Origin of the sequence: Pedococcus badiiscoriae (assembly GCF_013408925.1) — a bacterium.
GTDB classification, from domain to species: Bacteria; Actinomycetota; Actinomycetes; order Actinomycetales; family Dermatophilaceae; genus Pedococcus; species Pedococcus badiiscoriae.
On the sequence record NZ_JACCAB010000001.1, the window covers coordinates 1299978 to 1324881 of the forward strand.

20 protein-coding genes and 1 tRNA gene are annotated in these 24904 nt (G+C 69.2%); 7 read left to right on the forward strand and 14 right to left on the reverse strand.

Annotated features, from left to right (window positions below; genetic code table 11):
• A complete protein-coding gene (locus tag BJ986_RS06265; RefSeq protein WP_179421204.1) occupies positions 1-1458 on the forward strand; it encodes an aromatic amino acid lyase in 1458 nt (485 codons plus the stop codon).
• Between the two features lie 27 nt (positions 1459-1485).
• Here BJ986_RS06265 and BJ986_RS06270 read toward each other — a convergent pair whose 3' ends face one another.
• The 3 genes from BJ986_RS06270 to dcd form a co-directional block, all read right to left on the reverse strand.
• The gene (locus tag BJ986_RS06270) at positions 1486-2064 is read right to left on the reverse strand and encodes a dienelactone hydrolase family protein (RefSeq protein ID WP_179421205.1); all 579 of its coding nucleotides are present in this window, start codon (positions 2062-2064) and stop codon (positions 1486-1488) included.
• A 33-nt stretch (positions 2065-2097) separates the two neighbouring features.
• Positions 2098-2757 carry a serine aminopeptidase domain-containing protein gene (locus BJ986_RS06275; protein WP_179421206.1) on the reverse strand — a complete coding sequence of 220 codons (660 nt, stop codon included), beginning with the start codon at positions 2755-2757 and terminating at the stop codon, positions 2098-2100.
• 129 nt (positions 2758-2886) lie between these two features.
• The gene (gene dcd / locus BJ986_RS06280) at positions 2887-3462 is read right to left on the reverse strand and encodes a dCTP deaminase (protein WP_179421207.1); all 576 of its coding nucleotides are present in this window, start codon (positions 3460-3462) and stop codon (positions 2887-2889) included.
• 114 nt (positions 3463-3576) lie between these two features.
• Between dcd and BJ986_RS06285 the strand changes: the two genes are divergently transcribed.
• A tRNA-Gly gene (locus BJ986_RS06285) sits at positions 3577-3647 on the forward strand.
• A 633-nt stretch (positions 3648-4280) separates the two neighbouring features.
• Positions 4281-5387, forward strand: a complete 1107-nt coding sequence (locus BJ986_RS06290) for a hypothetical protein (protein WP_337794918.1) — start codon at positions 4281-4283, stop codon at positions 5385-5387.
• A 173-nt stretch (positions 5388-5560) separates the two neighbouring features.
• Here the strand turns inward: BJ986_RS06290 and BJ986_RS16600 are convergent, their stop codons facing one another.
• Positions 5561-9475 carry a beta strand repeat-containing protein gene (locus tag BJ986_RS16600; protein WP_179421208.1) on the reverse strand — a complete coding sequence of 1305 codons (3915 nt, stop codon included), beginning with the start codon at positions 9473-9475 and terminating at the stop codon, positions 5561-5563.
• Positions 9476-9811: 336 nt separating this feature from the next.
• Here BJ986_RS16600 and BJ986_RS06300 point away from each other — a divergent pair, with 336 nt between their 5' ends.
• On the forward strand, positions 9812-10555 hold the full coding sequence (locus BJ986_RS06300) for an ATP-binding protein (RefSeq protein WP_179421209.1): 744 nt from the start codon (positions 9812-9814) through the stop codon (positions 10553-10555).
• A gap of 74 nt (positions 10556-10629) precedes the next feature.
• Positions 10630-11259, forward strand: coding sequence for a pyridoxamine 5'-phosphate oxidase family protein (locus tag BJ986_RS06305; protein ID WP_179421210.1), 630 nt, complete (start codon positions 10630-10632; stop codon positions 11257-11259).
• 34 nt (positions 11260-11293) lie between these two features.
• Here the strand turns inward: BJ986_RS06305 and BJ986_RS06310 are convergent, their stop codons facing one another.
• The 4 genes from BJ986_RS06310 to hisD (BJ986_RS06325) all read right to left on the reverse strand — a co-directional run bounded on the left by BJ986_RS06310 (position 11294) and on the right by hisD (BJ986_RS06325) (position 16012).
• Positions 11294-12316, reverse strand: a complete 1023-nt coding sequence (locus tag BJ986_RS06310) for an LLM class flavin-dependent oxidoreductase (RefSeq protein WP_179423561.1) — start codon at positions 12314-12316, stop codon at positions 11294-11296.
• A gap of 63 nt (positions 12317-12379) precedes the next feature.
• Positions 12380-13171, reverse strand: a complete 792-nt coding sequence (locus BJ986_RS06315; RefSeq protein ID WP_179421211.1) for a nitrilase-related carbon-nitrogen hydrolase — start codon at positions 13169-13171, stop codon at positions 12380-12382.
• On the reverse strand, positions 13168-14655 hold the full coding sequence (locus tag BJ986_RS06320) for an APC family permease (RefSeq protein WP_179421212.1): 1488 nt from the start codon (positions 14653-14655) through the stop codon (positions 13168-13170). Before BJ986_RS06320 ends, BJ986_RS06315 begins: the two co-directional genes overlap by 4 nt.
• 37 nt (positions 14656-14692) lie before the next feature.
• Positions 14693-16012 carry a histidinol dehydrogenase gene (gene hisD / locus BJ986_RS06325; protein ID WP_179421213.1) on the reverse strand — a complete coding sequence of 440 codons (1320 nt, stop codon included), beginning with the start codon at positions 16010-16012 and terminating at the stop codon, positions 14693-14695.
• Positions 16013-16083: 71 nt separating this feature from the next.
• On the opposite strand from hisD (BJ986_RS06325), the gene BJ986_RS06330 reads away from it, so the two are divergent.
• A complete protein-coding gene (locus BJ986_RS06330) occupies positions 16084-17013 on the forward strand; it encodes a LysR substrate-binding domain-containing protein (RefSeq protein ID WP_202881193.1) in 930 nt (309 codons plus the stop codon).
• A 9-nt stretch (positions 17014-17022) separates the two neighbouring features.
• On the opposite strand, the gene BJ986_RS06335 is transcribed toward BJ986_RS06330, so the two are convergent.
• Positions 17023-18153 (reverse strand): cupin domain-containing protein, encoded by a 1131-nt coding sequence (locus tag BJ986_RS06335; protein ID WP_179421214.1) that lies wholly within the window; start codon positions 18151-18153, stop codon positions 17023-17025.
• A gap of 114 nt (positions 18154-18267) precedes the next feature.
• On the opposite strand from BJ986_RS06335, the gene BJ986_RS06340 reads away from it, so the two are divergent.
• The gene (locus BJ986_RS06340; RefSeq protein WP_179421215.1) at positions 18268-19062 is read left to right on the forward strand and encodes an aldolase/citrate lyase family protein; all 795 of its coding nucleotides are present in this window, start codon (positions 18268-18270) and stop codon (positions 19060-19062) included.
• Positions 19063-19091: 29 nt separating this feature from the next.
• Here BJ986_RS06340 and BJ986_RS06345 read toward each other — a convergent pair whose 3' ends face one another.
• The 5 genes from BJ986_RS06345 to BJ986_RS06365 form a co-directional block, all read right to left on the reverse strand.
• Entirely contained in the window at positions 19092-20261 is a 1170-nt protein-coding gene (locus BJ986_RS06345; RefSeq protein WP_179421216.1) for an alpha/beta fold hydrolase, read from the reverse strand.
• A gap of 5 nt (positions 20262-20266) precedes the next feature.
• Positions 20267-21028 (reverse strand): SDR family NAD(P)-dependent oxidoreductase, encoded by a 762-nt coding sequence (locus tag BJ986_RS06350; RefSeq protein ID WP_179421217.1) that lies wholly within the window; start codon positions 21026-21028, stop codon positions 20267-20269.
• Positions 21021-22340 carry a histidinol dehydrogenase gene (gene hisD / locus BJ986_RS06355; protein WP_179421218.1) on the reverse strand — a complete coding sequence of 440 codons (1320 nt, stop codon included), beginning with the start codon at positions 22338-22340 and terminating at the stop codon, positions 21021-21023. Before hisD (BJ986_RS06355) ends, BJ986_RS06350 begins: the two co-directional genes overlap by 8 nt.
• Before the next feature lie 162 nt (positions 22341-22502).
• Positions 22503-23519: a LacI family DNA-binding transcriptional regulator gene (locus BJ986_RS06360; RefSeq protein WP_179421219.1), complete on the reverse strand. Its 1017-nt coding sequence runs from the start codon at positions 23517-23519 to the stop codon at positions 22503-22505.
• A gap of 114 nt (positions 23520-23633) precedes the next feature.
• Positions 23634-24896, reverse strand: coding sequence for an ester cyclase (locus BJ986_RS06365; protein ID WP_202881194.1), 1263 nt, complete (start codon positions 24894-24896; stop codon positions 23634-23636).
• Positions 24897-24904: the final 8 nt, after the last annotated feature.

Genomic DNA, 24904 nt, shown 5'->3' on the forward strand with positions numbered 1-24904 from the left:
GTGACGCAACCGGTGCACCTCGACGGCCACAGCCTCGACCTCGACGCCCTGGAGCGCGCTGCCCGAGGAGCCCTTGCGTCGATCGACCCTGCGGCCATGGAGACGGCACGGCGCTCCCATCGCACCGCGGCGCAGGTGAGCTCGCGTCGGGCGGTCTACGGGCGCACCACCGGAGTGGGGGCAGCGCGCGACGAGAGCACGGACTCCAAGGTCGAACACGGGCTGCGGCTGTTGCGCTCGCACGCGGCGGGCTGGGGTGAGGTGATGCCGTCGAGCGTCGTCAGGGCGGCGCTGGCCGTGCGCGCCAACCAGCTGCTCGCGGGTGGGTCGGGCGCCAGTCCTGTTCTGGCGCAGGCGCTCGCCGACCTCGTGGGCGCGCCGGAAGGCGAGCTGCCGGTGGTGCACCGCTACGGGTCGCTCGGGACCGGTGACCTCACCGCGCTCGCCGAGGTCGGGCTCGCGCTCATCGGCGAGCGAGAACGGTCCGGCGGCGCGCGCCGCACCGACCTGCAGCTGACCTCGGCCGACGCCCTGCCGCTCATGTCGTCCAACGCGTTCGCCATCGCCGAGACGGGCCTGCACGCGGCGTCGCTGCACGCCCTGGCGCGAGCGGCCGACACGGTGTGCGCGCTGAGCTTCGTTGCCCTGCAAGGCAATCCGGAGGCAGTGAGCGAGACCGCTGCCGCAGCAACCCCGTTCCGTGGCGCCGGCGAGGTGATCCGGGTGCTTCGCGAGCTGTTGGTCGACCAGCCCGGGACGCCGGCACACCTCCAGGACTTCTTCGGCCTGCGCACCTGGCCACAGGTCCACGGACCGGTCCTCGACACGATCCTCGACCTGAAGGCCGTCGTGGAGACGACCGCCAACACCGCCTCGGAGAACCCGCTCTTCACGGGCTCGGACGACGTCGCCGAGGTGACGCACCACGGAGGCTTCCACGCGGCATACCTGGTGCTGGCGGTGGACAGGACGCTGCTGGCGCTCACCCGATCGGCACAGGCCGTGCAGTCGCGCATCAGCCACACCCTCACGGACTCGGACAGCGGGCTGCCGCTGTTCCTGTCGGACTCGACGATGGGCTCGTCGGGGGTCCTCATCGCGGAATACGTTGCGGCGTCGGCGTTGTCGACGATCCGCGGGGTGGCGTCGACACCGTCGAGCGTGCAGACGGCTGGGGTGTCGGCAGGCATCGAGGACGATGCGAGCTTCGCAGGTCAGGCGGCGCTGCGGCTGGGCGAGGCGACCGCGGCCTACCGACGGATGCTGGCCGTCGAGCTCGTGTGCACGGTGCGGGCGCTGCGGATGCGCGGTGTCGTGCCGGTCGGCGAGCTGGGCGACGCCTTCGCGCGGTGCGCGAGCCTGCCCGCCGGGGTCGAGGACCGTGACCTCTCACCCGAGCTCGCCACCGCCGAGCGCATCGTGGAGCGGTATGCCGTGTCGACGCCGGAGGAGCGCTAGAGCCTCGGTCAGCAGAAGTGGCCTCGGTCAGGAGACGCGGTCCAGGAAGACGAGCACGCGTTCGGTGAGCAGCCGCGCGGCATCGGGGTCGTAGGAGCTCAGGCTGTTGTCGGCGAAGAGGTGCTGCTCGCCGGGGTAGACGAACAGCTCGGCGTCCGGCGCCTCGGCCACCAGCGCACGGGCGGCGTCGATGTCGCCCTCGCCGGCGAAGTAGGGATCAGCGTCCTTGCCGTGCACCTGCACCGGCACCCCGGCGGGCCAGCCGTCCCCGAACTCCGACGGCGGCACGCAGGACTCCATGAGCAGGGCACCTCTGGCGCCCGGCCGGGTCTGGGCCAGCAGCTGGGCCGGCATCACGCCGAGGGAGAACCCCGCGTAGACCAGGGCCTCGGGCAAGGCCTCGCCGGCCTCCTTGCCCCGCTCGAGGATCGCGCCGAAGCCGGCCTGCCTGACGTACGCCATGCCCTCGTCGATCGTGTCGAAGGTGTGCCCGTCGAGCAGATCGGGAGTGTGCACCGTGTGGCCGGCCGCGCGGAGCGTGTCCGCGAAGTCCAGCACTCCGGCAGTCAGTCCCTGGACGTGGTGGAACAGGACGACCTCAGCCATGGCGGATCCTCTCTCGATGTGCGGGTCCGGCCATCATGGCGCGGGGGTCCGACAGGACTGCTCCTCGACCTCACACCGTGCCAGCAGGTGGGTGGCCAAGAAGTCCGCCGACTCGCGGTGCCACCGCGCCGCCTGGCGCAGCATGGCGTGGCTCTCACCCTTGACCGCGTCGTACCGGACGTCGGCGCCCAGCGCCCCCATCGCGGTCGCCAGCGCCCGGGAGGCGCGGGGCGAGGTCATCCTGTCCAGGGTGCCGTGCATGAACAGCACGTGCAGGCCACGGTGCCAGCGGGGCCGGTCCTGGCGTTCGACCCATGGAGCGAGCGCGGCGATGGCGTCGATGCGCTCGTCGTCGGCGAGGTGCAGCGCCACGCGGCCGCCCATCGAGTGCCCGAGCAGCCCGATCGGCACGCCGGGGTGCCTCGCGGCGATCTGTTCGAGAGCGAGGCGGGTGTCGGCGACCGGACTGGCCGCCTCGCCGTTCCAACCGCGCACGGCATATCGGATGGAGGCGACCGCGATGGCACCTCCGCCTGCCTCCGCGACGGCACGGGCGAACGGGGCCATCCGCACGACGGCTCCCTGCCAGGGGCGGACCGGACGCCTGCTGCGCGACTTGCCGCCGTGCAGGATCAGCACGACGGCGCGCGGCTGGTCGACCTCGGTGGGCCAGAGCAGTCGGGGGGCAGGCACGGGTTCTCCTCACGGGTGGGGCAGTCGCAGTATTTCGTAGCCGACGCCGAGGCGGATTCCCACACTCGTCGGCTACTGCCACAGCGTGCGCCGGCACGGCCCCGACACGGCCCCGCGGCCGTAGCAGACTCAGACGTCGGTGACGTGGAAGTTCTTGAACGAGCGGCTGGCCGTCGGGCCACGCTGACCCTGGTAGTGGGAGCCGTACTTCGTTGAGCCGTAAGGGTTCTCGACCGGGCTTGACAGGCGGAAGAAGCAGAGCTGGCCGATCTTCATGCCCGGCCACAGCTTGATCGGGAGGGTCGCGACGTTGCTCAGCTCGAGCGTGACGTGACCGGTGAAACCGGGGTCGACGAAGCCGGCCGTCGCGTGGGTCAGCAGGCCGAGGCGGCCGAGGCTCGACTTGCCCTCGACCCGGGCGGCGACGTCGTCGGGGAGGGTGACCGTCTCGTAGATGGAGCCCAGCACGAACTCGCCGGGGTGCAGGATGAACGGCTCGCCCGGGTCGACCTCGACGAGGCGGGTGAGGTCGGGCTGGTCCTCGGCCGGGTCGATGAACGGGTACTTGTGGTTGTCGAACAACCGGAAGTAGCGGTCGAGCCGCACATCCACGCTCGACGGCTGGACCATGTCGGGGTCCCAGGGCTCGAGGACGACTCGCCCGTTGTCGATCTCGGCCTTGATGTCACGGTCGCTGAGCAGCACGGAGAGAGACTAACGCGAGGGGTATGCCGGAGGCCGTCAGTCTCGCGCGCGCCTTCGGTTAGACTTCCTGCCGCACCGCCCGTGGGCGGTGTTCACGTCGCTCCGGCGACGTGCGCCGGTGTAGCTCAATGGTAGAGCGCCAGCTTCCCAAGCTGGACACGCGAGTTCGATTCTCGTCACCGGCTCAAACGAGTAATGACCCCGACACGCCTTTCGTCGGGGTCGTTACTCGTTTATGGAACGCGCCGAGAATCGGGAGGAGGCAGGGAGCGAGGCACGAGCGACCGCGTTGCCGACGGCTCTGGTCACCGGCTCAAACGCGCGGGCGGGCGAGGCCCGCGGTGACTGTCACTCGCGATACGAACTCACGGTTCGCAACCCCTTCGGCCGCCGGAACCACGCGCCGACCAAGGTCGAAACAATTCCGCCTGCGAACCCGACCCAGACCGCAGGCCAGCCCGCCAGCTGATCACTCGACAGTCGACACCAGAACGTAGCCGGCTCCAGTAAGGAGGCCAATGACGACCGAGACGGCCGCGATCAACCACAAAGGCGTCCGCCATGGTCCCGACGGCCCATGGGCGAGCTCCGACTTCACAGGGCGAGCCTGCCAGAGCGCCATCCCGGTGGACTTGAGTCCGCACGCACTGACGGGCCGCCGAGCCGACGCGCAGCTTGGGGGCGAGGCGTGCTCAATTTGCCAAATCCTGAACACTTTGGGCGATTCGCGTCTTTTGTGCCCATAACCGGTTCCGAGATGGCTCGTTGGCCACGGTGGGTGCCCACGCCGGTCGCCCTCCCCCAACGAAGGGCCCCTCGTGATCTCCGACAAGTCCCGAACCAGGATGTTCCCGCGGGCTGGCCGCGCCCTGGCTGTCCTCGGCGCCGTCGCTCTCGCCGCGGCACTCGTGCCGACAGCCGCCCAGGCCTCAGGTCTGGGTGCCGCTGACCCCTCAGACGTCCTCAGCCACCCCTACCGCCACGGCGTGGTCCCGACGACCACCGCCGCGCTGCCCAACCTCGGTATCAACAACCTGCGTTATGGCGGAGGGACCAGTGGTGTCGGCGTGACCACCGGCGCCCCCAAGGTCTACCTCGTGTTCTGGGGCTCACAGTGGGGCACCCAGGGCACGGACGCCAAGGGGAACGCCACGTTCACCGGTGACCCCAAGAACACGGCGCCGATCCTGCAGGGCTTCTTCAAGGGGCTGGGCACGACGGGCGACTCGTGGTCGGGCGTCATGACCCAGTACTGCGAGGGCGTGGCCTCCGGAAGCACGAGCTGTCCGACGGGTTCCGCGCACGTCGCCTACCCCACCGGCGGTGCGCTGGCAGGCGTCTGGGCGGACCCTTCCTCCGCCGCACCGTCGCAGGCCACCGGCAACCAGATCGGCGCTGAAGCGGTCAAGGCCGCGGGGCACTTCGGCAACACGACCGCCGCCTCCAACCGCAACGTGCAGTATGTCGTGCTCTCGCCCACGGGGACCCACCCCGACGGCTTCAACACGACGACGTCGCAGTTCTGCGCCTGGCACGACTACACCGGTGACACCAGCCTGTCCGGCGGCGCGCCGGCCTCGCCGTACGGGCCGCTGGCCTTCACGAACGAGCCGTACGTCACCGACATGGGCTCGAGCTGCGGCGCGAACTTCGTCAACCCCGGCACCAGCGGAGTCACCGATGGGGTGACGATCGTGGAGGGGCACGAGTACGCGGAGACCATCACCGACCAGTTCCCGGCCGGCGGTTGGACCGACCTGACCGGCTACGAGAACGGCGACAAGTGCGCGTGGATCTCCTCCGGTCAGGGCGCGTCGCAGAACATCGCGCTCAGCACCGGTAGCTACCCCGTGCAGTCGACCTGGTCCAACGACTTCAACGGCGGCCAGGGCGGGTGCGAGGTCACCCACCCCACCGTCAGCTGACTCGGCAGGTCCTCACAACACACATGGCCGTGCCCCGCGCAGCTTGCTGCGCGGGGCACGGCCATGTGTGCGCGACGTAACTCGCACGGAGACGGGACGGCATACTCCGCCCGTCCGATCGATGTAGACACGCCGGGGATGCCCGGCGTGTCTACATCGCCCTAGGAAGCGGACTACCGGACGACCTGGACCTTCAGGACCTGGGTCGTGCGGCCGACTCGCATGCCGATCAGCCAGTAGCGCTGGTGGAGCATCGCGTTGCTGAAGGTCACGCCGAGGGCCCAGCGGTTCGGACCCGTCTTGATGAACTTGTTGTCCAGGCCGCGCGGGGCCCCGGGGTGGGGCATCGCGTCGACGTAGCGAGGCTGGCTCGTCGCGGCTGCCAGCATCGTGTAGGTGCGACCGGCGCGCACCGAGTACACGCCGTTGTTGAAGCTCGCACCCTGGATCGCGAAGCTGCTCACCATCGCGGTGAGCCGGCTCGTCGAGACGTTGCCAGCCTTGTCGGTCGCTGTCGCGGTGTAGACCACGCTGGCACCGCTGATGCGCCGACTGATGGTGCAGGACGCGATGCCCGAGAGCCCATCACGAGCGGTGCAGCGCCCGGCCGGTGCCACGGCGAAGTACGGCATCCGGGTCGAGACTCCGGTGACCGCAACAGTCGGGCTGGTCCGGTCGATGTTGATGCCGGTGACCGCGACGGTGGCTGCGCCACCGTCGACGGCCGTGATGGTGCGGGAGACGGACTGTGCCGCACCGTTGCCGGCCAGCGTGACCGGGGCCGGGCAGTCGGTCACCAGTGCAGCACCGTTCGGGGTGCACGTGAAGCGCACCGTGACGGCACTGCGGTACCAACCGGCCTTGGTATTCGGCTGAGCGCTGCTCACCGTCGCCGTGATCGTCGGGCTGTGACGAGTCGTGGTGCCGGAGGAGGCAAGGAAGTTGGAGTCGCCCTGGTACAGGACGGCAACCTCGTCAGCCTTGCTGGTGGGCAGCGTGTAGCTCAACGTCGCGACCCCACCGGACAGCGTCGCACTCCCGACCAGGTTGCCATCGACGGCGAACAGGACGGTGCCGCTCGGGGTTCCCGCGCCGGGTGACACCGGGGCGATGGTGGCGGTGATGCTGTCGGCTCGCGTGGTGATGGTCGAGGTCGTCGCCGCCTGGTCGACCACCAGCGCCTGGGGCGTCGCGCCCGAGGGTGCGTACTTCGTCGCCTCCATCGGGGTGAAGACCGCCCCGATCTGGTGTGCCCCGGGCGTGAGGTTGCCCAACGGCGCACTCGTCGCCTGGGTGTTGCTCACGGTGACGGGCTGACCGAGGTTGGTGCCGTCGACGGAGAACTGGATGTCCCCTGCCTGGGCTCCCCCCACCGTTGCGGTGGCGGTGGCGTTCTGGCCGAAGACCGTCACGCTCGGGTTGAGCACCACTGAGACCGAGGTCGATGCGAGCCCGACCGTCACGGTCTGGATGACCTGCGGGGCGGCGGTGTAGTCGGCGTTGCCACCCTGGTCGGCCACGACGACACAGGTGCCGGCGTTGTCGAACGACAGGGTCGTCCCGCTGATCGAGCAGGCTGAGCCGGTCGTGGCCGCCGAGACGGCGAAGCTGACCGGGTTGCCCGACGCACCGCCGGAGGCGGTGAGGCCCTGGGTGTCGCCCACGGTCGCCGTCGAGGTCAGCGGCGCAAAGGTGATGGCCTGTGCGGCCTGGCCGACCGTGATGGTCTGCTGCGCCTGCGAAGCCGACACGTAGTCGGCGTTACCGGCCTGGTCGGCGTCCACGACGCAGGTGCCAACGTGGTCGAACGTGACCGTGGAACTGCTGATCGAGCACACCGACGCGCTGGCCGAATCAACGGAGAACGTCACCGGGTTGCCCGACGCACCACCGGTCGCCGCGGCCAGGTAGGTATCTCCCACCACAGCATTGCTGGGCGCGGTGCTGGTGAACGTGATGGCCTGTGCGGCCTGGCCGACCGTGATGGTCTGCTGCGCCTGCGAAGCCGACACGTAGTCGGCGTTACCGGCCTGGTCCGCGTCCACGACGCAGGTGCCAACGTGGTCGAACGTGACCATCGAACCGCTGATCGAGCACACCGACGCGCTGGCCGCATCGACCGAGAACGTCACCGGATTGCCCGACGCACCACCGGTCGCCGCGACCAGGTAGGTGTCTCCCACCACCGCGGTGCTGGGGGCGGTGCTGGTGAAGTTGATCGCCTGTGAGGCCTGGCCGACAGCGATCTGCTGCTGCACCTGCGAAGCCGACACATAGTCAGCGTTACCGGCCTGGTCGGCGTCCACGACGCAGGTACCCGAGTGGTCGAACGTGACCGTGGAACTGCTGATCGAGCACACCGACGCGCTGGCCGAATCAACGGAGAACGTCACCGGGTTGCCCGACGCACCACCGGTCGCCGCGACCAGGTAGGTGTCTCCCACCACCGCAGTGGTGGGCGCGGTGCTGGTGAAGTTGATGGCCTGTGCAGCCTGGCCGACAGCGATCTGCTGCTGAGCCTGAGGAGCGGCCGCATAGTTGGTGTTGCCGGCCTGGTCGGCGTCCACGATGCAGGTACCCGAGTGGTCGAACGTGACCGTCGAGCTGCTGACCGAGCACACCGACGCGCTGGCCGAATCAACGGAGAACGTCACCGGGTTGCCCGACGCACCACCGGTCGCCGCGACCAGGTAGGCGTCTCCCACCACGGCACTGCTGGGGGCGGTGCTCGTGAACGTGATGGCCTGAGGAGTCGGGTTGACCGTGATCGTCTGGTTGCTGTTCGCGTCAGGGGAGGCGCCGTTGGTCGCGGTGACGGTGAAGGTGGAGATCCCGACGCTGGTGGGGGTGCCGGAGAGCACCCCGCCGCTGGTCAGGGTCAGCCCTGCCGGCAGTGTCCCGGAGGACACCGTGAACGTGGGCGTGGGGTATCCGGACGCCCCGAAGGTGTACGAGTACGCCGTCCCCCGGGTCGCGGTGCCCGGTGGGGTGTTCGCTGTGAACTGCGGGGGGATCGACTGGTACGTGAACGCTCCGACGGCGGGGAGGGTGACTCCGCCTGCGGTGGTCACGTCGACCCGCTGCTTCCCGCTGGGCGGAGTCGCCGGCCCGGGCACGGTGGCCACCACCTGGGTGTCGGTCGAGGACGTCACTGTCGCGGCGTACCCACCGATCGTCACGGTTGCGCCCGTGAGGCCAGTGCCATCAATGGTCACTGAGCTACCGGGCACTCCCGCTGCGGGCGAGCTCGAGGTGAGAAGAGACGGGTAGAACAACGTGACGCTGCCGTTGCCGGCATGGCCGGAGACTGCGCCGGTCAGCGTGCCCGAGAAGTAGGAACCTCCGCCGCCGCCGCCGCCATTGTTGCCGCTGCCGTATCGGCCGCCACCGCCGCCGCTGTAACCACCACCGCCGCCGCCGGCGAACCCGGCGGTCCCGCCGCCACCGCCGAAGCCGCCGACTCCGTAGCCGCCCGAGCCAGAGCCCCCGGCCGCGCCAAACGCGAGAGCCTGACCGCCGCCCCCACTGGCGCTACCACCATTGGTGAGGAGGCCGCCGCCACCGCCGGCGGTACCGGCGCCGCCGCCATTACCGCTGGTGCCTCCCGACCCACCACCGTTGAGACCAGGGGTTCCGGAGGTGCCGGTGCTGGCCTCGGAGGGGAACGTGTTCGATCCCGCGCCTCCGCCGCCGCCCGCCGCAGCAAGGAGGCCGCTCTGGTTCGCGGTGGTGTAGAGGAACGACCCGCCGCCGCCGCCGGCACCCTTCTGGTACACGATTCCGTTGCTGCCGAGACTTCCGGCGACGATGTGGAGCGTCTGGCCCGGGGTGACGGAGATCGTGCCGGTCAGCTCGGCGCCGCCCCAACCCCCGCCGTATGCCGCGCCGCCCTGCGCGCCGACGATATCGACGTAGAGCTGGGTGACACCTGCGGGAACGGTCCAGTTCTGGACGCTCCCCGTGGCGTTGAAGGTCACCGCGGTGTCAGAGGCGGCTGCGAGGGCCGGAGAGGCTGCGATTGTGGCAGCGGCCGCGATGGTGCTCGCGGTGACGCCCGCGGCAAGCAGGCGGCAGCGGAATGAGTTCATGGAGTGTGGATGCTTTCTGTCAACAGGTCAACCGTCGGTCGGGACCGCCGAAGTAGAGCATCGTTCGGGGCCCTTTGTTCGGGTTTTGACAGAGTTGCAACCAGAGGGTTGAGCCGGGGGGTTTGGCCGGTTCGCCACCATGTGGACTTACCATCCCTTTACTTGCTCCTGCCGAGATGATTACCTTGGCCAGTCTCCGCAACGGTCGCGGAGCCAGGACCGCTGGTCGGCCCACTCGCGTCGAGCGGCACCGAATGACCGTGCGAACCAGGGGCAGGGGTACGTGGTGTCAGTGTCAGTCCGCAACGGCGCTTCGGTGCCTCACTCCACCGCGCCATGAGCTCGGTCACTGACGCTCGCAGGAGTCTGCCGAGCGACGGGGAGATCCCGACCGCGAACCTCTTCGCCTGGATAGCCGAACGCGGCGCCACGCTCATCGATCGTCAGCATGAAGTGCTGGAAAGGCTCCAGCTCCGCGAGGAGGATCCCCAGCGCCTCGCGGGCCTGTTCCGCCTCGACCACCTGGCCGCCCAGCTGCGCCGCAACAGCAACACCGCCCTTGTCTTGGCCGGACTACCCACCATCCGCAGCATCGACGCTCCCACCGTGCTCAGCGAGCTCGCTCATGCAGCCGTCTCGGAGGTCAACGGGTACCAACGGGTCACCGTGGGGGCCTTCCCCACCCGGCGTGTGCAGGCACATGCCGCATCCGACCTGGTGCACCTGTTGGGCGACCTCCTCGAGAACGCCCTGGCGATGGCGCCCCGCACCGGTGGCGTGTGGATCCGCGGCGAGCGGCCCCAGGCCGAGGGGACTGGTGCACCTGCCCTGCTCAGGGTCGGCGACAGCGGCGCACACGTCTCGGACGAACTTCTGGGCCAGCTCAACGACAGCCTTGCCGGCCTCGCTCGCAACGGAGGCGGCACTGGGGTCGGCCTGGTGGTCACCCGGGAGATCGCCCGCCGACACTCGCTGACCGTTCACTTCCAGCGGCTCGTGAGCGGCGGGCTGGTCGCCACCGTCGCGCTGCCTGAGGCTCTTTTCGAGACACCGGATCCCGCAAGCGCACCGTGGTCCTGAGCGACGACCTGGCCGTGCAGGCTGGGACTGCCCGCTGCCTCCCGCGTGCGCCGGGGGCCTCATAAGGTGAGGCCATGAGTCGATCGGCCGCTGTCTCCAACGTCGATGAGCTCGTCGCCGTCCTGGGCGAGCCCGCGGCTCGTGCCCGCGACAAGAGCAGGCAGGCGCTGCTCGAGGTCGACCGGGACTGGCTGGCGGCGTCACCGTTCTGCATCCTGGCCACCGCCGGTGCTGACGGCACGTGCGACGCCTCCCCGAAGGGCGACGCAGCCGGGCAGCTCGTCCACGTGATCGACGATCGCACGATCGCCCTGGCCGAACGCCCGGGCAACCGTCGCGCCGACGGCTACCGCAACATCCTGAGCAACCCCCACGTCGGGCTGGTCTTCGTCATCCCGGGCCGCGGCGACACGCTGCGCGTCAACGGACGGGCCGAGCTGGTCAGCGACGCGCCATTCTTCGACGAGCTGGCCGTCCGGGGCCATCGACCCATCCTGGCGGTGGTGGTCCACGTCGAGGACATCTTCTTCCACTGCTCCAAGGCCTTCCTTCGCTCCGAGCTGTGGAATCCGACGACGTGGGCTCCAGAGGCGACGGTGCCTCGCCGCGCCGTCATCGCCCACGCAGTTGAACCCAACGGCATGAGCGTCGCGGAACTCGATGACTACTACGGGCCCAGCTACGCCGAAAAGCTGTACGGGTAACGAAAAACTGTACGGGTAAACATGGATGTGTAGGTCAGCGCCAGCCCAGTCCCGGGGCCACGTCCTTGATGATCGACTCCAGCAGGTGGGCGTTGTAGTCGACACCCAGCTGGTTGGGCACGGTCAGCAGGAGCGTGTCTGCCGCGGCGATCGCCTCGTCCCCGGCCAGCTGCGTGACCAGCACGTCCGGCTCGGCGGCGTACGTCCGACCGAAGACAGCGCGCAGGTTGGCCTCGATCTGGCCCACCTGGTCCCTGCTGTTCCCCTCATGACCGAAATACGCGCGATCGAGGTCGGTGGTGATGGGCATGATCGAACGGCTCACCGAGACACGCGGCTCGTGGGCGTGACAGGCTTCCTTCCACGCCTCGCGGAAAGCATCGATCTGTTTGCGCTGCTGGACGTGAAACGGCTCGCCGCTCTCGTCCGCCTTCAGGGTCGAGCTCATCAGGTGCATGCCCTTCTCGGCCGCCCATCGGGCGGTCGCGTCCGAGGCCGCACCCCACCAGATCCGCTCGCGCAGCCCCTTCGAGTGCGGCTCGATCCGGAGCATCCCGGGCGGGTTGGGAAACATCGGTCGCGGGTTCGGCTCGGCGAAGCCCTCACCTCGAAGCACCTGCAGCAGCACGTCGGTGTGCTGGCGCGCCATGTCGGCGTGGTCCTCACCCTCGGCGGGCTCATAGCCGAAGTAGCGCCACCCCTCGATGACCTGCTCGGGCGATCCCCGGCTGAGGCCGAGCTGCAGCCGACCGCCGGCGATGAGATCAGCGGAGCCGGCGTCCTCGGCCATGTAGAGCGGGTTCTCGTACCGCATGTCGATCACGCCAGTGCCGATCTCGATGCGTGAGGTCTTGGCACCGATCGCGGCCAGCAACGGGAACGGTGAGGAGAGCTGGTTCGCGAAGTGGTGGACCCGGAAATAGGCGCCGTCGCCTCCGAGCTCCTCGGTCGCCACGGCGAGGTCGATCGAGTGGAGCAACGCGTCGGACGCCGTCCGCACCCGCGAGTGGGGCGAGGCCGACCAGTGTCCGAAGTTCAGGAACCCGATCTTCTTCATACAACCGTCAACCATCGTCAGGCTGGTTTGTTCCACGCCCACGCCAGATGTGCTCCACGGCGGTCAGTAGAGGTCGGGCCGCCGGTCGTCGAAGAGGTGGTTGTGCTCGCTGACCCGTTTGTCACGACCGGCTCGCAGATCCAGCTCGCAGCGCGCCACGCCTGACTCGTCGGCCTCGCCCGCGACCCAGCCTTCGTGATCGATCACCGTGGTGCCCTCGGTCCAGTCCTGCCCCCGCTCGGCGCCGCTGCGATCACAACAGATGACCGGCATCTTGTTGGTGCGCGCGGCGGCCTGGGCGATGATCACCTCGGGCGGTCGCTCGCCGTCCGGTCTGGGCACCAACGGCCAGTTGGTCGGCACGACGAGCGCATCCGCTCCGCGCAAGGCCGCGCTGCGGGTGTACTCCGGGAACTCGAGGTCGTAGCAGACCATGAGGCCGAGCCGCCCCCACTCGGTGTCGACGATCGGGGCCGCCGACTGGCCCGCCTGGAAGACCCTCTTCTCCTGGTCCCAGAGGTGCACCTTGCGGTAGTTCGCCAGGATCCCCGAACGGTCGAACAGCATCGCACTGTTGTAGACGCGGTCGTCCTCGCCCAGCTCGGCATACCCGCAGGCCACGATCATGCCCTCGGGCACGGCCCCGATCCACTCACCGATGGCATCGCTGGTGGAGGTGAGCGCCAGGGACCGCGCCTCCTGCGCGTCCCGGAAGACGTAACCGGACGAGGAGAGCTCGGGCAGCACCAGCAGGTCTGCGTCGCCGCTCGTGGCGATGGCCTCGAGGATCAGCTGGTGGTTGTGAGCTGGCTCCCCGACCCGGGGAGCCAGCTGCCGACACACCACCGTCGTCATACGAGCTCCTCGAGCGCCGGTGCATCGGCTGCGGCCGGCTCCTCCTCCTGCCCGATCCGCGCACCCACCCGGGCAGCGAGCCCCGGCACGAAGGTCACCAGGACCGCCGCAACGACGAGCACCGCCAGGACCACCCAGGGGAAGACCCGGTAGGGACCCTCGACGCCGACGACGTTCTTGTAGATCGTGTAGAGCACGAAGGCCATGGCCAGGATCGGCACCACCGCCTGCCAGCGTGGGGCGCGCTGCTCACCGTTCATGAACAGGAAGCGGAAGGCGCCGGCGGTGGCCAACGCATACGCGACCAGCAGTGCGATCGTGCCGAGCGTGAGCCAGTAGAAGGTCGCGTCGAGAACCCCGGTCCCAGCCAACCGTTGACCCACCGAGAAGCACAAGATGAGGGCGGTCACGACGGCGATGGTGCCGATCGGTGCGCCCCGGCGCGTGAGCCGCACGACCGGGCCGCCGGCCCCGGCGTCCCGAAGCAGGGCGTAGGAGACCCGAGCCGCACCGTTGACCGTGCCGAGCGTGATGGCGAACAGGCTCACGCTGGCCATGAGGTTGAGCAGGATCCCCATGGCACTCCCGACGTATGCCGTCGCGAGGTCGCCGTAGGGGTCGTCGGCACCGGCGAACGCCTTCACCTGGTCGGGGCTGCCGCCATAGCCCACGACCTGGCCGACGATGGTGAGCAGGAAGAATGCGGCGACGACGACGATGGTGATCTTCAAGGCGCGAGGTATGCCGCGCTTCGGGTCCAGGGTCTCCTCACCGAGGGCTGCGGCGCCTTCGAACCCGGCGAAGGCCAGGAAGCCGAACACCGCGGCGCCCGCGATGGTCCCCGCATCGGTGCCGTGGGGCAGCGCGAAGATGTCCCAGCTGAGCGTCTGACCGTGCGGAGCATGCCCAGTGCCGACCCGTACCAGGATCACGAGGCTCAGCAACGCGACCAGGGCGGCGCCGACCAGCTCCGAGACGAGCAGCACCTTGGTCAGCACGCGGACCTCCGTCAGCGCGAGGGCCAGCACGATCGCGAGCGCGACCACGGCGGTCCAGATCCACTCCTTCGTGCCAGTCGGGACGATGTGCAGGCCGGAGAGCACCTTGTTGAAGAACAGGGCGATCTCGATGGTCGAGCCGGTGCCGATGGTCGTGTACGCCATGGCCAGGGCGGCTCCGGCGACGAAGCCGGCCCGCGGCCCGAGGGTCCGACCGACCAGCGCGTACACCGATCCGGTGTGGGCGATGTAGCGCGACAGCTTGATGAACCCATACCCGACGAGCACGACACCGACGATGGCGAAGATGAACGCCCAGGTCGCGGCGTGCCCGAGCAGCCCGGCTGCGCCGACTCCGAGGAGCGCCATCGCACCCACCGGACCGATGAGCCCGACCGAGAAGGCGGCGGCATCCACGACGCGGAGCTCGCGGCGCAGCACGCCCGGCGCGAACTCCTCGAGCTGATCTTGGGAATGACGGGGCATGGCGTTCCTCGTTCCTTCGGTGGGGATGGGGCAAAGGTTAGGCGTGGTACTGCCTGAGACGAAGCGTGGCCGTGCGCTCGTGCGCCTCCATGCCCTCGAAGTGTGCGATCCGCTCGACATATGGCGCGAGCTCGGGAGTGGCTTCGCGGGTCGCCCGCTGGTAGGTCAACGGCCGCAGGAAGCGGGACACCGAGAGGCCGGCGTTGGATCGCGCCCCACGGCCGGTCGGCAGGACGTGGTTGGTGCCTCCCATGCCCTTGTCCGAGTATGCGACGGTCGACCACGGCCCCAGGAAGATCGACCCGTAGCTGCTCAGGTGGTCGTGGTACCAGTCGTCCTCGGCCGTCAGCACCTCGAGGTGCTCGGGGGCGAGCAGGTCCATGAGCTCGACCGCGGTCTCCCGCGTGTCAGCCAGGTACACGGTGCCATAGTCGCGCCATGCGGGGCCCGCGATCTCCCGGGTGGAGAGCGTCTCGAGCTGCCGGTCGACCGCCAAGATGACGGCCTCTCCCAAGGCCCTGGACGTGGTGACCAGCGAGGCCGGCGACTGAAGACCGTGTTCCGCCTGACCCAGGAGGTCCGCGGCGACCATCTCGGGGTCGGCGGTCTCATCGGCGATCACCGCGACCTCGGACGGCCCGGCCAGCAGGTCGATGCCCACACGGCCGAACAGCTGTCGCTTCGCCTCCGTGACGTAGGCGTTGCCCGCGCCGACGAGCATGTCGACAGACGCCTCGCCGACCAGCCCGAAGGCCATCGCGGCCAGTGCCTGGACCCCACCGAGGACGAAGGCGCGATCGGCTCCCGACAGGTACGCGGCGTACAGCACCGCTGGGTGACCGGCCTCGGGGGTCACCGGCGGGGTGCAGACGAGCACGGTCGGGACCTCAGCGGCCTTCGCCACGCCGACGGTCATGAAGGCGCTGGCCAGGATCGGGAAGTTGCCGGCGGGCAGGTAGGCGCCGACCCGCGGCACGGGCAGGTAGCGGTAGCCCGTGAGCAGTCCCGGCTCCAGCTCGACCTCGAAGTCCGTCAGGCGTTCACGCTGAGCCCGGGCGAAGCGTCCCGTCCGGTCGGCGCCGACCTCCAGCGCTTCGCGCAGGTCCGCAGGGAGCTCGTCGCCCGTGCGGGCCAGGGCCTCGGCCGAGAGCTCGAGCTCGCCGCCGGCCCATCCGTCGAGGGTCCGCGAGTAGCGCAGGACGGCGTCTAGTCCGTTGGCCTCGATGTCGCTCAACATCGAGGACACCGTCTCGATGACGTCGGGGCGTCGCTGCGCGGGCACCCCCCCGATGTCGCCCTTCTTGAGGGTCTCGAACTGCCCAGTGATGCGTGGTCTGTCGCTGTTGCCAATGTGCATACAGCGAAGATAAGGAGTCGCGATCAATAGGACAACCCATAGTGAAACGATCGACAATATAGGGTTTCCTTGTGACTCTGGCGCAGCTGAGGGCCTTCCTGATGGTCCTGGAAACCGGTTCGTTCACGGGTGCCGCGAAGCGCCTCGACACGAGCCAGGCATCGGTGAGCGAGCTCGTCTCCCGACTCGAGGACGAGCTCGGGCTGTCACTGTTCACCCGAGGAGGACGCCAGCTGGCGCCTACCGCGGCCGCCGCCGAGCTGCGCGTGCACGCCTTGCAAGCCACGGCCGCCGTCGAGAGTGGTCGCAATGCACTGCAAGCGATGCGCTCCCTGACCTCGGGGGTGTGCACCTTCGGGGTGCTGCGCAATGCCGCGTACTACGACCTCGCGGATCTGGCCCACCAGTTCCACGCACGCTTCCCCGGGGTGCAGCTGCGAATGGTGGGGCTCAACTCCGCCCTGGTCGCAGAGTCCGTCCGGACGGGCGAGCTGGAAGCCGGCCTGGTCGTTCTCCCCGTCAGCGAGGAAGGGCTGGTCGTGACGCCCCTGTTCGACGACGAAGTCCTGTACTGCTCGAGCACCCGCGCGGCGTCGGCCGGCCCGGTGGAGATCCGCGAGCTCGCTGACGTCTCCTTGGTGCTCTACGACGCACACGTCGGCTGGAGCGACCCGACGCGGCTCCAGCTGCGCGAGCGGGCGGTGGCCGCCGGCGTCGACCTGGTCCCGGTGATCGAGGTCGAACAGGTGGAGACGGCACTCGGGCTGGTCGGTCAGGGCGTCGGCGACACCATCGTCAGCAGCTCGATCGTCAGATCCCCGACGTTCCCGTCCCATCTGCGGACGTTCCCGTTCGCCGAGCCGCTGAACGACACCATCGCCCTCATCCAACGAGAAGGACAGGTGCTCTCCCCGGCCACCAGGCAGATGATCGCCCTCACCCGCCATTCCTTGCGCTGGCGCATCCCCGAGCCGCGCGGTCGGCGGCCGAGGTCGTCCTAGCGCGCGGCGTCAGGACGTCCGGCCGGCGAGCAGGCTGGCGGGGGCGAGGTAGCCGTTGGGGTCCAGGGCAACTCCGTTGGCCTCGGCCTCGGCCACGACCGGGGCGGCCCATTCGATGTAGACACGCCCATCGCCCTCGGTCAGGAGGACGACCTGGGTCGCATCCTCGCCGACGCATTCGAAGCTGCGCCATGCCCCGACAGGGATGGAGAGGGTGTCGTAGGGACCGAGCTCGACCGAGACCGGGCTGTCCTGGTTGAGGCTGACCTTCAGACGCCCGCTCTTGACGATCAGGACCTGGGACTGGGCAAGGCGGTGCTGACCCACGCCTTGACCTGGCTGGGCACGCAGCCAGGCGAGTGACATGCCATGCGGATCCGACAGTCGAGGGCGCTGGAAGCGGTCCTCGGTCAGCCCGTAGCCGACCACCAGCGCAAGCTGCGCCCCGCCACCCGGCAGCGTCGAGTCCAGGAACGGCTTCTCGCTCCAGACGAGGTCCGCCGGCTTCGCCAGGCGCTCGCGCATCTCGTCGACGGAGTACCGGCGCAACGCGCCGAGCTGGTCAGCGGACAGTGGCTTGATCAGCTCGACGCCCTCGGGCGCGACACCGGGCTCCGTCTCGATGATCTTGTTGTCGGCGGACAGGTGCATCCCGTACTGAGCAGCCTTCTCGATCACCGAGGGCGCCCAGATCAGGCCCCCGCTCTCGTCCCGCCCGAGCGCGGTGAAGAGCCACGCGTCGTCCGTCTTGCTGGTGAAGCCGCGGAAGATCCACGTCGGGATCGAGATGACGTCGCCGTCGGAGACGACGGCCTCACCATCGGCGCCGTCCACACCCCACCTGAACTGCCACTCGCCGGCGAAGCAGACGAACACCTCGGCGGTGAAGTGCAGGTGCAGGTTGTTCACCACGCCCGCGGGCATCACCGCGCCACCCAGGTTGAAGCCATGGGGCTCGGTCACCGGGATGACCTGGTCAGCATTCTCGGACACGCCCGGTCCGATCAGGGGATAGTTGATCTTGGCCTCCGAGCCGGGGATCTTCGTGTCCAGGAAGGCAGCCCGGTCTTCCTTGAGGTCCTTGCGCAGGATGGTGCGGTAGGCGAGCTCTTCTGGAGTGACGACGACTTCGGCAGGCATTTCCGGCGAGCCAACTTTCTTGATGGAAAAAAAACAATGAATACGTATGTATGATGGCGAGTGCCAGCATGCTTGTCAACCCGAATTGCCTTGCTACGACGGACGGAGGACCCGGTGAGAGAGAACCGGCTGCGCGCGACCATGGCCTCGGATCGCGCTGCCGTGAGCGCGTGGATGTCGATCGGCAGCCCCTACCTGGCCGAGGTGCTGTCCCATTGCGGCTATGACGCCGTGACGGTGGACCTGCAGCACGGCATGTTCGGTCTGGACAGCGCGATCACGATGTTGCAGGGAATCAGTGCGGGGCCGGCCGTTCCGATGGCCCGCTGCCCCTCACTCGATCCGGCGATCATCGGCAAGCTGCTCGACGCCGGCGCCTACGGAATCATCTGCCCGGTCGTCGACACCGCCGTCGAGGCCGCCGCTTTCGTCCGCGCGTGCCACTACCCGCCGGATGGAGCCCGAAGCTTCGGTCCCTCGCGAGGCTTGCTCTACGGCGGCAGCGACTACGTCGACCACGCCGATGCCACGATCCTCACGTGGGCGATGATCGAGTCGGCACAGGCCCTGGACAACCTCGGGGAGATCCTTGCGGTCGAGGGCCTGGACGGTGTGTACGTCGGTCCCAACGACCTGGCCCTCTCCCTCGGTGAGACCCCGGGGCAGGCACATCCACCCGCCGGGGTGACGCGGGCGCTCGCGCAGATCGCCGACGCGGCTCGTGCTGCCGGAAAGTGGGCCGGGGTCTTCAGCGCGGACGCCGTGGGCGCGAAGCAGATGGCGGAGCTGGGCTACCACCTCGTCACGCCCGGCAACGACGTGGGCGTCATGCGCAAGGCAGCCGCCGAGCTCATCGCGCACACCCACGGCGGCCAACCTGGGGGACCGCCCAGCGGTGGTGGGTACTGACTCAGCCTGCGGTGGTCACGGGTCAGCGATCACGCCGATGCGCGTGGGAGCCAGGCTCGCACTGCGTCCGCAAGGCTGTCGGGATCCTCGAGCGGGAGCATGTGACCGCCGTGAAGCGTCACCAGCACCGAGCCCTCACAACCGTCGGCAAGCTCTTGCTGCAGTGCCGGCGGGCAGGTGTCGTCGAGCTCTCCGGACACGACCAGCACGGGCACAGCGATCGCGCCGAGACTCGCTCGGCTGTCGGGACGGGTTGACTGGGCCGCAAGCTGACGCAAGAAGCCCTCGACGCCCACGGCGTCGGCCATGCTGACGACAGCCTGGACAGTCGCCGGGTCCTCACGCGCAGCGGGGCCGAGCAACGCCGGGGCCAGCTCTCGTGCGATCTGCTCGAGCTCGCCGTCGGTCGCGCGTTGGCGCCACCGGGCCCAGGTGTCCTGCTGCAGCTGCGAAGGGCCTCGGGGGCTGGCGTTGACGAGCAGGAGGCTGGTCACGCGTTCCGGTGCCTGGCGCATGACCTCCAGGGCGACGATCGCTCCGAGAGAGTGGCCGCCGAGCGCGAACCGCGGCGGCGCTTCCGCCAGCACGCTCGCCGCCATCTCGGCCACCGAGTCATCGAGGTCGATGCGGCACGGCCACGGCAGGACGACGTCCGATATCCGCGCGGCGAGCCCATCCCAGAGGTTGGCGTCACACAGCATTCCGCTGAGCAGGACCAGCGGCTCACGGCCCGACGCCAGGGCCCCGCTGGGACGCCCTTCGGTCAGGCCGGCAAAGACGGCGGCCAGCATCGCGGGCAGGTCGTAGGCCACGACCTCGGCGCCCGAGGCGAACGCCGCCCGCGCTGCCTGCGGTGACGTGACGAGGCGGCCACGACCGGTGCGGGACAGAACCACCTCGACGTCACCCGCGCTGTCCTGCACGACCTCTGCGGCCACGAGGCCGTCGGCACCCGCCGCCCGGGCTACGGCACCGTCCTCGGCCGATTCCACCAGGACGAGCACCGGGGTCCGCGGTCCGACCAGCGCCCGGACCGCGCCGTAACGAGCGACGTCCGGCACGACGATGAAATCCAGGCCTGAGGCCGCGTCGCGCGGGTCCTGCTCGGCGCCGAGGAGTGCACCGAGCAGCCGCTCACGCCGTCGCAGCCGTTGTTCGAAGGTGGGCGCGCCCGCTCCAGGCGGCAGGACGGAGCTCACGGCGCTTATCGTGCCACCATGCCTGCCGACAGGTCGATGTCGGCGCAGTGCAGCCCGGTCATGTGCAGCATCGCCACCACCGCATCGCCTACCTCGGACTCCTCGACGAGACGACCCAGAGCCGCCCGTCCGGCGAAGGCTTCCTCGGCCTGCTGCTCGCTGATGCCGAGCCGCTGAGACTCGAGCCGGAAGTTTCGCGCCATCCGCTCGCCCCGCACCGGCCCCGGAGACAGGCTGTTCACGCGCACACCGGACGTGCCGACCTCGGCTCCGAGCGTGGTCGTGAGACCGATCACCGCCATCTTCGACGCGGTGTAGGGGGTGCGCATGGCAAGGGGCCGCTTGCCGCTGACCGAGGCCAGGTTGATGACGTCGCCCTGACCGCGCGCGATCATCGGAGGCAGAAAAGCCCTGCACATCAGGAAGATCCCGCGGACGTTGACCGCGAAGACCTCCTCCCACTCGTCGAGCTCGATCTCGACGAGCGGCTTCACCGGCCCTGCCACCCCGGCGTTGTTCACCAACACGGAGATGACCTCGTCAGACAGCTCCGCGCGCAGTGTGGAGACCGAGTCGGCATCGGCGACGTCCACGATGCCGACTCGGGAGTTCCCGGCGATGAGGGCGGCCGTGTCTCGCAGCGGCCCTTCACGACGCCCCGCGACGATGACGCGGTATCCCGCCTGGGACAACGCGATCGCTATGGCGCGGCCCAGCCCGTTGCCCGCGCCGGTGACCAGCGCGGTCCGGGCCGCTTGGTCAGGCATGCGCGGTGAACTGGTGCTCACTCCAGTCGAGGGGTGCCCCGGCATACTTCGCCGCACGCACGTCGCCCGAACGGGCATGCCCCTCGAAGAGCTCGACCCGTGCGGCGCGACCGCACAGCTCGCCGAGCATCGCGCTGGAGTCGGTGTCGGTCACCTCTTGGTAGGTCACTGTCTTGAGGTACTTGCCCACCCAGAGGCCGCCGGTGAAGCGGGCGCTCCCCCGAGTCGGCAGTACGTGGTTCGTCCCGATCACCTTGTCGCCGTATGAGACACAGGTCCCCTCACCGAGGAACAGCGCGCCGTAGTTCTGCATCTTCTCCAGGGCCTGCCGAGGGGAGCTCGTGAGCACCTGGACGTGCTCGGAGGCGAACGTGTCAGCGACCGCGAAAGCCTCGTCGATCGAGTCGACGACGAGCACCTGGCCGTGGTCGCGCCACGCCGGGCCCGCATAGTCGCGCGTCGGCATGTCCACCAGGATCCGCTCGATATGGTCCATCGCAGCCCTGGCGACGGTCTCGCTCGTGGTCACGAGGACGGCAGGCGAGTCCGGTCCGTGTTCGGCCTGGCTCAGCAGGTCGACGGCCACAATGAACGGGTCGGCGTCCTCGTCGGCGATGACCAGGATCTCGGTGGGCCCTGCGAACAGGTCGATGCCCACCTGCCCGAAGAGCTGACGCTTGGCCTCCGCCACGTAGGCGTTCCCCGGGCCGGCAATGAGATCGACCCGGCCGATCGACTCGGTGCCGATGGCCAGGGCGGCCATGGCTTGCACTCCGCCCAGCAGATAGATCTCGTCGGCCCCCGCCATCGACATCGCCGCCACGGTGGCGGCGGGGATCTGTCCCCTGATCGGCGGTGTGCAGGCTGCGACGCGCGGTACCCCTGCGACCTTCGCGGTCACGATCGTCATGTGGGCCGAGGCGGTGAGCGGATAGCGACCACCGGGGACGTAGGCCCCGACCGCGGAGATCGGGACGTTCTTCTGTCCGAGGTGCACGCCGGGCAGCGTCTCCACCTCGAAGTCGGTCAGGGACGCGCGCTGGGCCTCGGCGAACCGGCGGACCTGGGCCTGTACGAACTCGATGTCTCGGATGACCTGCTCGGGAACCCCGGCCACGATCTCGGCGATCTGCCCCGCGGACAGCCGGAAGGACTCGGGGCTCCAGCTGTCGAACTTCGTCGAGTACGTCCGCACGGCCTCGTCCCCGCGAGCACGGACGTCGTCCAGCACCTCACGAACGGTCGCGGCCACCTCCTCGCGGCCACTGGTGAGCGACTCAGCGGGGACGGCCTGCTTGAGCTGGGTGATCATGACGCCTCTCGAAGGATGAAGACGGGGATGCGAGCCGACTCAAATGTATACGTATGCACACGTCGTCGTCAAGAGTCGGTTGCCTCATCGTTCGACAGCCATAGACCGGGTCGCCCCGCACCCTGCGCCGGCCAACGCGACGCACCGCGCAGGCGACTTCCCTTACGTGGAAAGGCTGCTCGCCACCGAGCCGGTGCCGTGGTGGGTGCCGCGCAGGACCAGCTGGGTCGGAAAGACGTGCGTACGAGCCGGGCTGTCGTCGCCACCCAGTCGACGGACCAGCAGATCCGCCGCGGCGACCGCCATGCCCGACAGGTCGACGCGCGCAGTGGTGAGGTTGAAGCATGGCCACGCGGCCATCGCGATGTCGTCGAAGCCGACGATCGCCACGTCGTCGGGGACCGACAGGCCCATGCGCTGCGCCTGGTTGAGCGCCCCGACCGCGACGAGGTCACCGACGCAGAACACAGCCGTCGGGCGGTGCCGCCCGGTCATCAACGCCGCGAAACCGCGTTCACCGTCGTCGAAGCCGAACCCGGTGCGGGCCACCCGACGCTCGGGCAGGTCGATGCCGGCCTCGACCAGGGCGGCGCGGAAGCCGGCCTCGCGGTCACGGCTGGTGCTGGAGTCGGCACTGCTGAACACCGCTGCAATCCGCCGGTGACCCTCACGCACCAGGAGCCGGGCGACGTCAGCTGCGCCGCCGTGGTTGTCGGCGGCGACGCCGTCCACCTTGCGCCTCCCCGACAAGCGGTTCAGCTCGACGAAGGGAAGCCCCTTGTCGAGCAGGCCCTTGGACAGCGACGAACCGATCAGCGTGGTGGTGAGGACGACCCCGTCAACCGAGCGGTCCAGGAGACGCTCGTAGGTGGCCCGGTCGTCACCACGCTCCGCCAGCAGCAGCATCCGGAGACCGTGGTGGGCGAAGCGGTCGTGCAACGGCTCGACGAGGGCGGGGTAGAGCGCGTTTCGCAGGTCGGCGACCATCGCGATCTGATGGGTCGAGCGTGTGGAGAGGCTTCGGCCGAGCTCGCTGGGGACGTAGCCGAGCTCGGTGGCAACCCGCTGGACCTTCTGCCTGGTCGCGTCGGCCACGCGCGGATCGTCACGCAACGCCCTGGACACGGTCGGCTGCGACACCCCCGCCGCGCGCGCGACGTCGTGACTGGTCACTGCCATGGCTGCCTCCCTTCCCCGTCGTCTGTCGCCCGACTGTACCGAGGCGCATGTGTGGCTCAGTAGACGGCTACGACGGGGGCAGGGCGGTTGGCCGCCCTGCCCCGCGACCTTGGCTCAGAGCATGCCTGCCGGTTCGTCACTGAGGATCTGGGCCATGACGTCGAACTCGTTGAACATCTGCCAGTCCTCGGTGATCTGCCCGTGCGAGATGTAGAGCTGGTTGATGCCCCAGAGGTGGACGCGGCGGTTCGTCGGCTCGCGATAGAGCGCGTAGCCCCGATGGGTTCCCTGGGCGGTCCACCGGACCGAGACCCGGTAGCCCTCGACCTCGTTGCCCATCCAGTACACCTCGTCGACCTGCATGCCGAGGTCCGGGAAGGTCGCCATCAGCGCGCGCGCCATGCCCTTGATGTCCTGGCGTCCGTAGCCAGCCCTGTTGGACGTGCCCTTCCAGCGCGCGGTCGCCGCATACGCCTTGTCCACAGCGCTGAGGTCGCGGCGGTTGTACACGTTGTGCCAGAGCGACCGCACGAAGTGCTCGACGTCGAACGCGCGGGTCCCGGACTCCGGGTAGGGCTCCGGCAACCGGCCCCCTGCGAGGCGTTGGACCTCACCTTGGTGGCGGTCGGCGACCGTGCGGTTCAGCTCGTTGCCGTACTCGCGAGCGGCCCACGCCGGATCGATGCCTAGCTGCATGAACCTCGAGACCATGTTGTAGAGGACCCACTCCTCGAAGATCTCGTTCTCACGGATCACGCAGTTGGCCAGGCCCCACAGGTTGACCTTGCGGCCGGTGGCAGGGCCCCACCGCCACGCGCCGAGATGGTGCCCGGTGGTGATGTACCGGTGGGAGGTGACGAAGCCCTGGTCCTCGTCACCGGCCCAGATGACCTCGTCGGCCCACGAACGGGTGTCCGGAAACGCGTGCAGCGCACCCATGGTCGCCTCGACGACGCGCTCTACCCCGTAGTGGGGACCGCTGTCGTCGTAGACAAAACAGCCGGGAGAGTAGGTGTCGTAGATGTAGCCGACGTCCTGGTCCTCCCAGATCCGATGGGTGATCCGGACGATGTAGTCCACGATGTCGGTGTAGGTGTCTTCGAAGCCGCGCATCGACTGGACACGAGCACCTCGCTCACGCTCGGCGCGCACCGTGTCACTCCCGGTCCCAGGGCGCACCGCGATCCGGAAGTCGCTCGGCATCGCCCGGCGGGACTCGCCGGCGCCGATGGTCGCCGCCTGGATGGGGTGGGGGGTCACGCCCGGATCGGGTATGCCGTCGTGCCCGACAACGAGGCCGGTGGGCTGGGGGGCGCGACCGGCCGGGGAGGCGGCGCTCGCGGGCGCCGCCTCCTGGCGGGTCGATCCGTTTTCCACGCCGTCAG

What these genes read in the sequence shown, in the direction of transcription:
- BJ986_RS06270 (WP_179421205.1), bottom strand. Translation starts at nt 2,064, where the DNA reads ATGGCTGAGGTCGTCCTGTTCCACCACGTCCAGGGACTGACTGCCGGA.
- BJ986_RS16600 (WP_179421208.1), bottom strand. Translation starts at nt 9,475, where the DNA reads ATGAACTCATTCCGCTGCCGCCTGCTTGCCGCGGGCGTCACCGCGAGC.
- BJ986_RS06300 (WP_179421209.1), top strand. Translation starts at nt 9,812, where the DNA reads ATGAGCTCGGTCACTGACGCTCGCAGGAGTCTGCCGAGCGACGGGGAG.
- BJ986_RS06305 (WP_179421210.1), top strand. Translation starts at nt 10,630, where the DNA reads ATGAGTCGATCGGCCGCTGTCTCCAACGTCGATGAGCTCGTCGCCGTC.
- BJ986_RS06310 (WP_179423561.1), bottom strand. Translation starts at nt 12,316, where the DNA reads ATGAAGAAGATCGGGTTCCTGAACTTCGGACACTGGTCGGCCTCGCCC.
- BJ986_RS06315 (WP_179421211.1), bottom strand. Translation starts at nt 13,171, where the DNA reads ATGACGACGGTGGTGTGTCGGCAGCTGGCTCCCCGGGTCGGGGAGCCA.
- BJ986_RS06320 (WP_179421212.1), bottom strand. Translation starts at nt 14,655, where the DNA reads ATGCCCCGTCATTCCCAAGATCAGCTCGAGGAGTTCGCGCCGGGCGTG.
- hisD (WP_179421213.1), bottom strand. Translation starts at nt 16,012, where the DNA reads ATGCACATTGGCAACAGCGACAGACCACGCATCACTGGGCAGTTCGAG.
- BJ986_RS06335 (WP_179421214.1), bottom strand. Translation starts at nt 18,153, where the DNA reads ATGCCTGCCGAAGTCGTCGTCACTCCAGAAGAGCTCGCCTACCGCACC.
- BJ986_RS06350 (WP_179421217.1), bottom strand. Translation starts at nt 21,028, where the DNA reads ATGCCTGACCAAGCGGCCCGGACCGCGCTGGTCACCGGCGCGGGCAAC.
- hisD (WP_179421218.1), bottom strand. Translation starts at nt 22,340, where the DNA reads ATGATCACCCAGCTCAAGCAGGCCGTCCCCGCTGAGTCGCTCACCAGT.
- BJ986_RS06360 (WP_179421219.1), bottom strand. Translation starts at nt 23,519, where the DNA reads ATGGCAGTGACCAGTCACGACGTCGCGCGCGCGGCGGGGGTGTCGCAG.